The organism is Klebsiella sp. MPUS7, assembly GCF_009905335.1.
GTDB classification, from domain to species: Bacteria; Pseudomonadota; Gammaproteobacteria; order Enterobacterales; family Enterobacteriaceae; genus Klebsiella; species Klebsiella grimontii.
The window spans coordinates 109,297-122,391 of sequence record NZ_CP047604.1; the positions used below are offsets into that span (position 1 = coordinate 109,297).

Below are 13,095 nucleotides of genomic sequence, written 5' to 3' on the forward strand. Positions count from 1 at the left end.
GTCTGTGAAACAGTATAGAGATTCATCACTGGAAAGGCTTTGCTTTTTGTCATTTATTGTTGTTTTCCAGCGTTTCAGATAGCGCCAGCTTAATCGGTTCAACAGCGAAGGTCAGCCCCTTTTCGCCGTTGTCCGCCACCACATAGCGCACCGCGCCTTCGGTTTCGCTGAAGTAACGTTTGCCTTTTCCGGCGGTCAGCAGTTTTTGCAATTTTTGCTGGCTTTGCGTCTGACTTAGCGTGGGCACAAAAGCGCGCATCACGGCGCTCATATACTCCAGGGCCCTGGCTTTCGCCGCTTTCTGCTGCGGCCCCTGAATCGGTAGCCAGGTTATTTGCATCGATTTAATTTTGAGGGTTCCACGTTCAAGCGCGGTCGACGCGTAGAGGTTCTCATTGATCTTGGTGGCGGCGCGGGTCAGGTTCGCCTGGTCTTTGCTGGCGGCGACGGCGCGAAATTCATTGAGCGTTAGCTTCGGGTTATCGCGATTGAATTTTTCCCGAAACTCGCTGATGGAAATATCAAAGACCGGCGCGCCGGAGAGAAGATAGGGTGCCGTAGCGCTGGCGTCTGACTCGGCGGACAACGCCTTTTGGCCAACGGATAACGCCGCCAGCCCAATCAAACATAAGGTTGCCCACTTCTTCATGCCCATCTTCCCTTTTTTTATCTGCTGACGATTAAAACGAGAACCGTCACGCTTGTCAAAAAGTCACGCCTTCAGGGTAAACTACGTCGGTGATGATGATAAGGAATAAAACATGACCCTACAGCAGTGGCTATTCTCAATTAAAGGGCGGATTGGACGTCGCGACTTCTGGATCTGGATCGCTATCTGGATAGTGACCATGAGCGCGTTGTTCACGCTGGCCGGCAGTAATCTTCTTAATCTACAGACGGCGGCTTTTATTCTGGTGTGCCTGCTGTGGCCGACGGCGGCGGTGACTATTAAACGCCTGCACGATCGGGGTAAATCCGGGCTTTGGGCGCTGCTGATGATTCTGGCGTGGATGCTGCTGGCGGGCAACTGGTCAATGCTGCCTGGGGTCTGGCAGTGGGGCGTCGGGCGGTTTATACCGACGCTGATTATCGTCATGATGCTGATCGACCTGGGCGCGTTTGTCGGCACCCAGGGCGCGAATAAGTTTGGTAAAGAGACGCTGGACGTGCGCTGGAAAGCGGAATCCTGATTACCAGTAGTGTTCGGCGGTCATATGACCCGGTCGGCGACGCAGGTGCTTGCTCATCTGCCGGGTCTCTTTCAGCAACTGCTGAGTGTCGCGCACCATCTGCGGGTTACCGCACAGCATAACGTGGCTGCTCTCGGCGTTCATCGGCAGGCCGACGGCCTCTTCCAGCGCGCCGGTTTCAATCAGGAACGGGATGCGCCCCGTGAGCATGCCCGGCGCGGTTTCCCGGCTCACGACCGACTGGATGCGCAGCTTGCCCGCATAGCGCGCTTCCAGCGCCTGCATCTGCGGCAGATAGCTGAGATCGGCGGCATATCGCGCGGCGTGCACCAGTACCAGGTTTTCAAAACGATCCAGGTCTTTCCCTTCTTCGAGAATCGACAGGTACGGGCCAATCGCCGTGCCGGTAGCGAGCATCCATAGCGTGTCGCAATCCGGTACCTCTTCCAGGACGAAGAAACCGGCGGCTTCGCTGACAATCTGCACTTCGTCGCCCGGCTTCAGTGCCGCCAGCCGTGGGCTGAGCTTGCCCTCCGGAACCGTCACCAGGTAGAACTCAAGATCGGGATTGCCGGGGGCGTTGACGTAGGAATACGCGCGCTGCACGCGTTCACCGTCAATGTCCAGGCCCAGCTTGGCAAACTGACCTGCGGTAAACGGCGCAACCGGTGCGTGAACGGTGAGGCTAAACAGCGCATCCGTCCAGTTTTGAACTTTTACGACTTTGCCTGTAACCCAGTTTGCCATAGCGTCTCTCCTCTCAATCCTGTTAGCGTATCTTCACCGCGACGAGAGCAGATTTCCAGCCCGAAAAGGCTGGAAAGCTCTATTGATCAAATGTTTTACAGGATGTGCAGCTGGATATCCGGATCTTTGCGATCGAGATAATGAATCGACTGAATACGGCGAATTGTGCGGGATTTGCCGCGGATCAGCAGGGTTTCGGTGGTGGCCATATTGCCTTTACGGGTGATACCGTCCAGCAGATCGCCTTTGGTGATGCCGGTCGCCGAGAAAACGACGTTGTCGCTGCGCGCCATATCGTCCAGGCGCAGCACTTTGCCGGCTTCAATGCCCATTGCTTTGCAGCGTTCCAGCTCGTTTTCGCCGATGCGGCGGTTCTCTTCGCTGTCGCCCTTCACGTGGTGACGCGCCAGCAGACGGCCGTTCATATCGCCGTCCAGCGCGCGGATCACCGCTGCGGAAACGACGCCTTCCGGCGCGCCGCCGATACCGTACATAACGTCAACTTCGCTGTCCGGCATGCAGGTCAGAATAGAGGCGGCAACGTCGCCGTCGGGGATGGCGAACACGCGCACGCCCAGCTTTTGCAGCTCAACAATGACGTCGTCATGGCGCGGCTTGGCTAAGATGGTGACCGTTAATTCGCTCAGCGGCTTATTCAGCGCGCGGGCGATGTTATGCAGGTTCTCCGCCAGCGGCAGGTTCATATCGATGGTACCTTTCGCCCCCGGGCCGACAATCAGCTTTTCCATGTACATATCCGGCGCGTTCAGGAAGCAGCCCTTATCGCCTACCGCCATGACCGCCAGCGCGTTGGCCTGGCCCATCGCCGTCATGCGGGTGCCTTCGATGGGATCGACGGCGATATCTACCGCATCGCCGTGGCCGGTACCGACGCGCTCGCCGATGTACAGCATCGGCGCTTCGTCGATTTCGCCTTCGCCAATCACAATGGTGCCGTCGATGTTGATCAGGTTGAGCATAATGCGCATGGCGTTGACGGCGGCGCCGTCGGCGGTGTTTTTATCACCACGGCCTAACCACTTGTAGCCTGCCAGCGCGGCGGCTTCGGTGACGCGCGAAAATTCGATGGCCAGTTCTCGTTTCATAATCCACTCATCTGAATAAAAATTATGCGCAGCGTGGCGAGATGACGTTCGCGCTACGCGTTGGAATAGCGTTCGGTTTCCGGCATCCAGCGCTCAATCAGCGCCTGGGCCTGCTGGGGATAGCGTTCGTGAATATGGCGGGCGATGCGCTGAACTTCCGGGATCATGGCCTGATCGCGCAGTAAGTCCGCGACTTTAAATTCAGCGTTGCCGGTCTGGCGGGTGCCGAGCAGCTCGCCGGGACCGCGAATTTCCAGGTCTTTCTGAGCGATGACGAAACCGTCGTTGCTGTCGCGCAGAACCTGCAGGCGCTTCTGGGCGGTTTTTGACAGCGGCGATTTATAGAGCAGCACGCAGTGGGAGGCTACCGCGCCGCGCCCGACGCGGCCTCTGAGCTGGTGCAGCTGCGCCAGGCCCAGACGCTCCGGGTTTTCGATGATCATCAGACTGGAGTTGGGCACATCCACGCCGACTTCAATCACCGTGGTGGCGACCAGTAGATGCAGCTCGCCCTGCTTGAACGCGCTCATCACCGCCTGCTTCTCGGCGGACTTCATGCGCCCGTGCACCAGGCCGATATTCAGCTCCGGCAGCGCGAGCTTCAGCTCTTCCCAGGTGGCTTCCGCCGCCTGGGCTTCCAGCAGATCCGACTCTTCAATCAGCGTACAGACCCAGTAGGCCTGACGACCTTCGTGGGTGCAGGCGTTACGCACGCGGTCGATAATATCGCTGCGTCGGGTATCCGGAATGGCCACCGTGGTGACCGGCGTACGGCCCGGCGGCAGTTCATCGATGACCGAGGTGTCGAGGTCGGCATAAGCGGTCATCGCCAGGGTACGCGGAATCGGTGTGGCGGTCATAATCAGCTGGTGCGGATGAAAACCCTGCTGTTGGCCTTTTTCCCACAGCGCCAGCCGTTGATGGACGCCAAAACGGTGCTGTTCATCGATAATTACCAACGCGAGGCCGTTAAACTGGACCTGCTCCTGAAAGATGGCGTGGGTCCCGACAATCATCTGCACCTGTCCGCTGGCGATAGCCTGCTGCTGCGCCAGGCGCGCTTTGCCTTTTTGTTTGCCCGCCAGCCAGCCCACCTCAACACCCAGCGGTTCGAACCAGCTGCGGAAGTTATTGGCGTGCTGTTCAGCCAGCAGCTCGGTCGGTGCCATCAGCGCCACCTGTTTGCCGTGGGCGATGGCGCGCAGGGCGGCCAGCGCGGCAACCAGGGTTTTACCGGAGCCCACGTCCCCCTGCACCAGACGCATCATCGGCACGTCCAGCGCCATATCGCGCTCGATTTCAGCCGTGACGCGCGCCTGCGCGCCGGTCGGCGTAAAGGGGAGGGAGGCCAGCAGCTTGTCTTTTAACGTGTCGTTAGCGCTAAGCGCGAGGGCGTGATAGCGCTGGGCGCCTGCCCGCAGCGCCAGCATGCTGAGGTTATGCGCCAGCAGCTCTTCCAGAATTAAGCGCCGCTGGGCCGGATGTTTACCGCTTTCCAGCTCGCTAAGCTGTAGCGTGGGCGGCGGGCGATGCAGGGTGCGTAAGGCGTCCGGCAGGCTCATCATCCCCTGGGCCAGCTCCGGCGGCAGCAGCTCGGCGATCGCGCAGGTTTCAAGCAGCTCCAGCGCCTGGTCGGTGAGCTTGCGCAGCGTAGCCTGCTTGATGCCTTCGGTGGTGGGATAAACCGGGGTCAGCGTTTCCTGTAAATCAGGCGTACTCATATCGCCCTGAACCCGATATTCCGGGTGGATCATCTCCGCTCCGTGCTTACCGCGCTTCGCTTCGCCGTAGGCCAGCACGCGGCGCCCGGTTGCCAGACTGTTTTTCATCGCCGCGCTGAAGTTAAAAAAGCGCATGGTGAGGATGCCGGAGCCGTCGCTTATCTGGCAGGTCATCATCCGGCGGCCGCCGAAAGTGATATTGCAGTTGAGAACTTCGCCTTCAACGGTGGCGTAAACGCCGGGCAGCAGTTCGCCGATTTGATACAGATGGGTGCGGTCTTCGTAGCGTAGCGGCAGGTGCAGAAGCAGATCCTGCACTGTGTGCAGGCCGATTTTCGCCAGTTTACTGCTCTGGGCCGCGCCAACGCCCGTCAGGGTGTTGAGCGGCACCGCATCCAGCAGACGGCCCTGCATGATTACTTCGCCGCCTGCATGGTGGCCCACCACGCGGCATCGGCTTCGACTTCGCCCTGCTCGTTGACGTGGGGGTAGGGAAGACCTTTGCGTTTTGCGACCCTCGCCAGCACCGGATAGCCGCCTTCAAACAGCAGACGCTGTTGGTCTTCTTCCGGCAGCATGCTGTTTTCGCGCTGGTACATGCCGGCGTTCTGCCGCTGGCGCTGGGCTTCGTAGAGGATAAGCGCCGAGGCGACGGAAACGTTCAGCGACTGCACCATGCCAGTCATCGGAATGATGATGTCCTGGTCCGCCAGGTCTAACGCTTCCTGCGTAATGCCGGTTTTCTCCTGCCCCATCAGGATACAGGTAGGGCGGGTATAGTCGATTTCACGGAAATCAACGGCTTTATCAGAGAGGTGGGTCGCCAGGATCTGCATGCCCTGGCCTTTTAAATGCGTGACGGCCTCGCCAATAGTACGGTGGGTTTTAACCTGCACCCAGCTATTGCTGCCGGCCGCCGCAGAGGCCATGGTACGCATACGGCTACCCGGCCAGATAGCGTGCACTTCATGCACGCCAACGGCGTCGGCCGTACGAATGACCGCAGAGACGTTATGAGGTTTGTGGACCTGCTCCATGCAGACCGTCAGGTCAGGCTGACGCCTGGCGAGCATCTCGCAGATACGCGCATAACGCTGTGAATTCATAATACTAGTTTCGGTTACGGGTGACTTTTATCACATCCGGCATGACGCGAATTTTGCGCATAATATTCGCCAGATGTACGCGATCGCGCGCGGTGAGGCGAATAAAGGCGCTATAAACGCGGCCATCTTTCTCTTCCGTATTCAGGCTTTGGATATTGGAAGAGGCGGTGTTGATCGCGGCGGTAAGATTCGCCAGGGCACCCTGATGGTTGAACATGTCCACCTTGATTTCGGTGATAAATTCCTGCGCCGTCTCTTTGTCCCACTCGACCGCCATAAATTTCTCCGGCTCTTTCTGATAGCCGCGAATGTTACGACAGGACTCATGGTGGATAACCAGGCCTTTGCCAGGACTGACGTGCGCAATAATCGGGTCGCCGGGGATCGGACGGCAGCATTTGGCAAAGGTGATCAGCACGCCATCTGCGCCTTTAATCGGCAGATGGTTATGGCCGATAGGCGCCGGCTGTACAGGCACGGCGGTAGTTTCACCCTGCTGCAGGTTTTTTGCCACCACGACGCTCATGGCGTTGCCGAGGCCGATTTCGGCCAGCAGATCGTCAAGGGTTGTCAGCTTCATGCGCTCAAGTTCACGCTGAATATTCTCTGGCGGAATCTCCGCCAGCTTACGGCTACCGCCGAGGGCGTGGTTGAGCAGGCGGCGTCCGAGGCTAACGGAATCGTCGCGCTTGAGGTTTTTCAGCAGCTGGCGAATTTTGGCGCGCGCTTTCGAGCTGACGACAAAGTTCAGCCACGCGGCGTTCGGGCGTGCGCCCGGCGCGGTGATGATTTCCACCGTCTGGCCGCTGGAGAGCGACTGCGACAGCGGATACGGCTGGCGGTCGACGCGCGCGCCGACGCAGGCATGGCCGATATCGGTATGCACCGCGTAGGCGAAATCCACCGGCGTCGCGCCAGCGGGCAGTTCGACAATGCGCCCTTCCGGGGTGAAAACGTAAATCTCATCCGGGAACAGATCGGATTTCACGCTCTCAATAAATTCAAATGAACTACCGGCGCTCTGCTGAAGCTCCAGCAGGCTCTGCATCCAGCGCTGGGCGCGGATTTGCGCGGTGGTGCTGCTCTCGCCGCCGTGCTCTTTATAAGCCCAGTGCGCCGCCACCCCCATTTCCGCCATCTGGTCCATGTCTTCGGTACGAATTTGTACCTCAACCGGGACGCCGTGCGGGCCGATCATCGAGGTGTGCAAAGATTGATAGCCGTTCGCCTTTGGAATGGCAATGTAGTCTTTGACGCGACCCGGACGCGGCTTGTAAAGGCTATGCATCTGGCCAAGCACGCGGTAGCAGGTGTCGGAATCATGGACGATGACGCGGAAAGCGTAGATATCCATAATCGAGTGAAAGCGCTGCTCTTTGAGCACCATCTTGCAGTAGATGGAGTACAAATGCTTTTCGCGACCGCTTACGCGACAGGGAATTCCCGCTTCCTGCAGGCGCCCTTCGATTTCGGAGAGGATTTTTTGAATCATCTCTTTACGGTTGCCGCGCGCCGCTTTGACCACCTCTTTAATAACGCGGTAGCGGTTAGGATACAGCGCCTCAAAGCCCAGCTCTTCGAGCTCGGTTTTGATGTGATGAATACCTAAACGGTGCGCCAGAGGGCTGTAGATTTCCAGCGTTTCGCGGGCAATGCGGCGGCGCTTATCCGGGCGCAATGAGCCCAGCGTGCGCATGTTGTGGGTGCGGTCAGCAAGCTTGATAAGGATGACGCGGATATCCTGCACCATCGCCATAATCATTTTGCGAAAGTTTTCGGCCTGGGCCTCTTTCTTGTCGCGAAACTTAAGCTTATCAAGTTTTGACACCCCCTCTACCAGTTCAGCAACGCTTTTACCAAAAAGCTGCTCCATGTCCTGGTAGGTGGCGGGGGTATCTTCTATCACGTCGTGCAGCAGAGCGGCCATCAGCGTTTCGTGGTCGAGTTTCATCTCGGCCAGGATACAGGCTACCGCTACCGGGTGCGTGATATAGGGTTCACCGCTTGAACGTGTCTGGCCCTCGTGAGCGTCACGTGCAACGAGATAAGCCTGCCGAAGACGTTTAATTTGCTCTTCGGGCAGGTAGTTTTGAATCAGCTGATTCAGGCTTTCAAACAGATACAAGGGCGACCCGCAGTGTGATTAACGACGACCTTCAGCAATAGCGGTAACGGCTTGTAATTCAGCGGCTTCCTGCTCTTGCTGTTCCTGGCGCTCACGAACGTCGAGGATCTTGTTGTTGATCAGACCTTCTTCGATTTCGCGCAGTGCGATAACGGTAGTTTTATCGTTTTCTTCCGGTACCAGCGGATCCTTTCCGCCTACCTGCATCTGACGAGCGCGACGCGCGGCGACCAGTACCAGGTCAAAACGGTTACCAATTTTCTCTACAGCGTCCTGAACAGTTACGCGTGCCATACTTAAAATGCTCCACAGGTGAAGAAATGACTGGGCATAATACTGAATGTGGGTTCAGTCTGCCAACAGTTTGGTGATTAAAGCGCCATGTCGCTGCTTTTGGCGGCTCATGCGCAGACGTTCGGCGCGAATAATAATTTTCAGATCGCTCAGCGCGGTATCAAAATCATCATTCACAATCAGGTAATCATATTCCGCGTAATGGCTCATTTCTGCAACTGCCTGCGCCATACGTTTCGCGATAACCTCTTCGCTGTCCTGACCGCGGCCGCGCAGGCGACGATCAAGCTCATCTTTTGACGGCGGCAGAATAAAAATGCTGCGCGCGCCGGGCATTCTGTTGCGGATTTGCTGCGCGCCCTGCCAGTCAATATCGAGGAAGACATCGACGCCGGTCGCCAGTACCTGCTCGATAGTTTCGCGCGAGGTGCCGTAATAGTTGCCAAAGACTTCTGCATGTTCAAGAAAAGCGTCTCTGCCAATCATCGTCCTGAATTCGTCGTGATTCACAAAGAAATAGTGTTCACCGTGCACTTCACCCGGGCGCGGAGCGCGTGTGGTATGCGAAACAGAAACCTGAGAGTCGTACAACGGTTGGGTTTTTAATAAAGCCTGAATCAGGCTGGATTTACCCGCGCCGCTAGGGGCGGAAACAATATAAAGCGTGCCTTGAGCCATGAGTGTCTTTTGTATGTGGTGGTCGAAATAGAGCTTACATACGAGCCTATTATACACGGCGGCGCAGCGTGACGCAGTCCCTGTCACACTTTTTGCGTTCTTTCTTTCATTTTGCTTGCCGTTTCCCTGATTTCTCCGGGCGTTGCAGAAACAACACAGAAAAGCCGGAAGCCTGCTCGCAGCGTTAAAAATCCCCTCTCGCCGATGAAAATAAGCCTGCGGCACAATCCCCGGTGAGAAAACAGGAGGGCATCGCGATGCAAAAAGGAGTCTGGGCGCTGGTGCTGTGGATGCTGGTGGGATACGGGCAGGCAGCCTGCCCCGCGTGGCCGCAGGCCAAGGCTGAACAGGAAATGGAACGTCTCGGTCAGCGGATAACGGAATGGAATAACGCTTACTGGCAGCAGGGGAGCAGTACGGTAAGCGATGAAGTCTATGACCAGCTTGCGGCGCGGCTGGCATACTGGCAGCGCTGCTTCACCGGCGAGACTCCCGCTCACTCTGCGCTTCCGCCGCTAAGGGGGGATACCAGACATCCGGTGGCGCACACCGGCGTGCGTAAACTGGCGAATCAAGCCGACGTGGCGCGCTGGATGCGTGGCCAGTCCGGCCTGTGGGTACAGCCGAAAGTCGATGGCGTCGCGATCACGCTGGTGTATCGGCAGGGGCGTTTGACGCAGGCGATAAGCCGGGGTAACGGCCTGACCGGGGAAGACTGGACGGCCAGGGTCTTGCAGATCCCCTCAATTCCTAAAACCTCTGACGGCGTACTGGCGAATAGCGTGCTGCAGGGTGAGCTGTTCCTGCTCCGCGAGGGGCATGTACAAAAGCGAATGGGCGGCATGAACGCGCGGGCAAAAGTAGCCGGCATGATGATGCGCCAGGAGGCGCAAGCGGAGCTTGATAGGCTGGGCATCTTTATCTGGGCGTGGCCCGATGGTCCAGAGGATATGGAACAGCGGCTGGCGCTGCTGCGGCAGGGCGGCTTTCTTTACAGCACGCTTTTTTCGCATCCTGTCGCGGATGCGCAGCAGGTTGAACGGTGGCGCCAGCGTTGGTTGACTTCACCGCTGCCTTTTGCCACCGATGGCGTTGTGGTGCGGCGGGCAAAAGAGTCCGCCGGGCGTTACTGGGCGCCGGGTCAGGGCGATTGGGTTATCGCCTGGAAATATCCGCCTGCCTCGCGGGTTATGGAGGTTCGCGGTATCAGCTTTAGCGTCGGGCGCAGCGGTAAAATAGCCGTGGTGGCGCTCCTGGAGCCGCAGCTGCTGGACGATAAGCGCGTGCAGCGGGTGAACGTCGGCTCGGTATCCCGCTGGTACAATCTGGACATCGGTGTTGGCGATCAGCTGCAAATCAGCCTTGCCGGGCAGGGGATACCGCGCATCGATTCGGTCGTCTGGCGCACGGCTCAGCGTAATAAACCCCGGCCACCGGCGGCGCGTTTCAATGCCTTAACCTGCTATTTCGCCACCCCCGAGTGCGCGGAGCAGTTTCTCTCGCGGCTGGTCTGGCTCTCATCCCGATCGGTTCTCGATATTGACGGCGCGGGGGAAGCGCTGTGGCGAACTCTGCACGATGCCCGCAGCATGGAGCATCTCTTTTCATGGCTGGCGTTTACGCCGGAGCGGCTGCAATCCATCCCGGGCATCTCTGCGCAGCGCGGGCAGCGGCTGTGGCATCAGTTTAACCTTGCGCGCGAATCGCCTTTCCTGCGCTGGATACAGGCAATCGGCGTGCCCATACCAAAGACGGCATTTGCCGGGCTGAAGGAGGATGACTGGCGACGGATGCAGGATCGCAACGAAGAGCAGTGGCGACGCCTGCCGGGTATCGGAGCAGAACGAGCGCGGCAGCTGGTAAGGTTCTTACATCATCCGGATGTTGCCGCGCTAGCGAAGTGGCTGAGCGGGCAACGCGTTCCGGGATTCTGAAAGCACTAATGTGCGCTATGGTTGTAATTAAATACCGGCAGGCCCAGCTTCCAGCGCAGCGCCAGCATGCGGGCGGTAAAGCCGAACAGCAGGGTGGAGATAACCACCACATCGTGATTGCTGACGTAATGCTGGAGCGCGATATAAAGCACCGCGGCGGCGAATGATACCCCGGCGTACAGCTCTTTCTGGAACACCAGCGGGATGCGCTTGCAGAACATATCGCGCAGCACGCCGCCAAAAACGCCGGTGATCACGGCGGCAATGGAGGCGATGACCGGGCCCTGGCCCATATCCAGCGCGATCTGGGCGCCAATGATAGAGAACACGATCAGGCCGAGCGCATCAAGCACCAGGAACAAGCGTCGCAGATGCGGCATCACCGGGGCGGCAATCGTGGTCAGGACCGCGGCCACGGCAACAATAATGACGTACTCGGGGTGTTGTACCCAGCCAAGCGGATAGTGGCCAAGCAGAATATCGCGCACCGAACCGCCTCCGAGGGCCGTCGCGGTAGCGATGATAATGACGCCAAACGTATCCATACGGCGGCGCCCGGCAGCCAGCGCGCCGGTCATGGCTTCCGCCGTAATCCCAATCAGATAAAGAATATGAAGCAGCATAAATCCCCCACGGTGATGGCGGAAGGTTAACGATTTGTGCTCAGGATCACGATTGAGTTTTTCTAAAGTGAATGTCTTTAACCAGATTTATGTAATGTTTGTATTGCCTATGTATCCTGTTTTTAAACGTTAATATGTCATTTTATTATTTAATATAGATTAGAAAAAATAATGATGAAGGCGCTGGCGTACATCTCTAGCGAATACGTAATGAATACCTAATGTTTAATTCCCGACCTTTATCCTTTTATTTTCCTCCTTCAGGGCCTGAGAAAATGACTGCAGCCGCTGGCAATAAAAACTCTTTCACCCGCCTGATTGCCGTTGTGCTGACGGGGATACTGGCCGGTCTGTCAGGTATGGTTCTGGCGCTGATTTTACACGCGATTCAGCACCTGGCTTTTGGCTACAGCCCTGGGCAGATCGTGAGCGCGGAGTCATTTCTACAGGGCGTCACGGATTCCTCCTGGCCTCGTCGCATCTCTGCCATTGTGGCGGGGGGAGCCATCGCCGGGTTCGGCTGGTGGCTGCTTGGACTCTATGGGCAGAAGCGGGTTTCAATTGCGGCGGCGGTGGCTAACCCTTCCGTGCCAATGCCTGCGGGTACCACAACGATTCATGCTCTGTTGCAGATCGTCACCGTGGCGCTGGGCTCTCCGCTTGGTCGCGAAGTGGCTCCCCGGGAAATGGGCGCGCTGGGGGCGGGGATGGTGGCGCGTAAGCTGGGGCTGACGGCGGATGAAACCCGAACGTTGGTTGCCTGCGGCGCCGGTGCGGGCCTGGCGGCGGTGTATAACGTCCCGCTGGCCGGTGCGTTATTCAGCCTTGAGGTCATGCTGCTGTCGTTTAGCTGGGAAAAAACGCTGGCGGCGATTATCACCTCGGCGATTGCCGCGTGGACGGCAACGCTCGGGTTAGGCGATGAATCGCAATACCATTTTGCTTCCGACATCCTGCCGCATTCATTTGTCTGGTGGGCGGTTATCACCGGCCCCATTCTTGGCGCCGGGGCCTGGCTCTTTCGCAAAGCGACCAGCACGGCGCGTTCGCACGTCCGAAGTAACTGGCAGATGCCGGTTTTCTGTCTGCTGGCGTTTTCCCTGCTCGCCGTCCTCAGCCTCTATTTCCCTGAGCTTCCGGGAAACGGTAAAGGGCCTATGCAGCTGGCTCTCAACGATGAACTGGGTTTCCCCGGGGCGGCGATGCTGCTGGCGCTAAAAATGGTGGTGATTCTGGCGGTGCTGCGCGGCGGCGCGGAAGGCGGCCTGCTGACGCCTGGGCTGGCGGTCGGCGGCATGACCAGCCTGCTGCTGTGCATGCTCTGGCAACAGCTGCTTCCCGGGGGAGATTGCGCCAGTTTTGCTCTCGTCGGCGCGGCGGCGTTCCTCGCTGCATCCATGCAAATGCCGCTAACGGCGGTGGCGCTGGTGATGGAGTTCACCCACATGGATCACAGCTATCTGGCTCCCACGCTGCTGTGCGCCGCAGGGGCGTTTTTAACCTGCCGGATACTGGATAAAAACTATTTCTTCTGAAACGCAGCGAAAATAAAAGGCCATGATTTACCATGG

General features: G+C 58.1%; 12 protein-coding genes. 3 read left to right on the forward strand and 9 right to left on the reverse strand.

Features of this window, described 5'->3' with window-relative positions; all coding sequences use genetic code 11:
* Nucleotides 1-49: 49 nt before the first annotated feature.
* Nucleotides 50-649, reverse strand: a complete 600-nt coding sequence (locus GUC22_RS00530) for a DUF1454 family protein (protein WP_004137694.1) — start codon at nucleotides 647-649, stop codon at nucleotides 50-52.
* Nucleotides 650-761: 112 nt separating this feature from the next.
* On the opposite strand from GUC22_RS00530, the gene GUC22_RS00535 reads away from it, so the two are divergent.
* A complete protein-coding gene (locus GUC22_RS00535; RefSeq protein ID WP_004855519.1) occupies nucleotides 762-1,190 on the forward strand; it encodes a DUF805 domain-containing protein in 429 nt (142 codons plus the stop codon).
* Here the strand turns inward: GUC22_RS00535 and fpr are convergent, their stop codons facing one another.
* From fpr to gmk, 7 genes are all read right to left on the reverse strand, one after another.
* On the reverse strand, nucleotides 1,191-1,937 hold the full coding sequence (gene fpr, locus GUC22_RS00540; RefSeq protein WP_004137698.1) for a ferredoxin--NADP(+) reductase: 747 nt from the start codon (nucleotides 1,935-1,937) through the stop codon (nucleotides 1,191-1,193). It lies immediately after the preceding gene.
* A gap of 95 nt (nucleotides 1,938-2,032) precedes the next feature.
* A complete protein-coding gene (gene glpX / locus GUC22_RS00545; RefSeq protein ID WP_004137701.1) occupies nucleotides 2,033-3,043 on the reverse strand; it encodes a class II fructose-bisphosphatase in 1,011 nt (336 codons plus the stop codon).
* Nucleotides 3,044-3,096: 53 nt separating this feature from the next.
* Nucleotides 3,097-5,178 carry an ATP-dependent DNA helicase RecG gene (gene recG, locus GUC22_RS00550; protein WP_024359705.1) on the reverse strand — a complete coding sequence of 694 codons (2,082 nt, stop codon included), beginning with the start codon at nucleotides 5,176-5,178 and terminating at the stop codon, nucleotides 3,097-3,099.
* Nucleotides 5,179-5,180: 2 nt separating this feature from the next.
* Entirely contained in the window at nucleotides 5,181-5,870 is a 690-nt protein-coding gene (trmH, locus tag GUC22_RS00555) for a tRNA (guanosine(18)-2'-O)-methyltransferase TrmH (RefSeq protein WP_024359706.1), read from the reverse strand.
* A gap of 4 nt (nucleotides 5,871-5,874) precedes the next feature.
* Nucleotides 5,875-7,995 carry a bifunctional GTP diphosphokinase/guanosine-3',5'-bis pyrophosphate 3'-pyrophosphohydrolase gene (gene spoT / locus GUC22_RS00560; protein ID WP_024359707.1) on the reverse strand — a complete coding sequence of 707 codons (2,121 nt, stop codon included), beginning with the start codon at nucleotides 7,993-7,995 and terminating at the stop codon, nucleotides 5,875-5,877.
* Nucleotides 7,996-8,013: 18 nt separating this feature from the next.
* Nucleotides 8,014-8,289: a DNA-directed RNA polymerase subunit omega gene (gene rpoZ, locus GUC22_RS00565; protein WP_004106927.1), complete on the reverse strand. Its 276-nt coding sequence runs from the start codon at nucleotides 8,287-8,289 to the stop codon at nucleotides 8,014-8,016.
* A 54-nt stretch (nucleotides 8,290-8,343) separates the two neighbouring features.
* A complete protein-coding gene (gmk, locus tag GUC22_RS00570) occupies nucleotides 8,344-8,967 on the reverse strand; it encodes a guanylate kinase (RefSeq protein WP_004137706.1) in 624 nt (207 codons plus the stop codon).
* Nucleotides 8,968-9,224: 257 nt separating this feature from the next.
* Here gmk and ligB point away from each other — a divergent pair, with 257 nt between their 5' ends.
* Nucleotides 9,225-10,901: an NAD-dependent DNA ligase LigB gene (ligB, locus tag GUC22_RS00575; RefSeq protein ID WP_049133468.1), complete on the forward strand. Its 1,677-nt coding sequence runs from the start codon at nucleotides 9,225-9,227 to the stop codon at nucleotides 10,899-10,901.
* A 5-nt stretch (nucleotides 10,902-10,906) separates the two neighbouring features.
* Here ligB and GUC22_RS00580 read toward each other — a convergent pair whose 3' ends face one another.
* Nucleotides 10,907-11,524 (reverse strand): trimeric intracellular cation channel family protein, encoded by a 618-nt coding sequence (locus GUC22_RS00580; protein WP_004126674.1) that lies wholly within the window; start codon nucleotides 11,522-11,524, stop codon nucleotides 10,907-10,909.
* A 275-nt stretch (nucleotides 11,525-11,799) separates the two neighbouring features.
* Between GUC22_RS00580 and GUC22_RS00585 the strand changes: the two genes are divergently transcribed.
* The gene (locus GUC22_RS00585; protein WP_049131049.1) at nucleotides 11,800-13,059 is read left to right on the forward strand and encodes a chloride channel protein; all 1,260 of its coding nucleotides are present in this window, start codon (nucleotides 11,800-11,802) and stop codon (nucleotides 13,057-13,059) included.
* The last annotated feature ends 36 nt before the right edge of the window (nucleotides 13,060-13,095 follow it).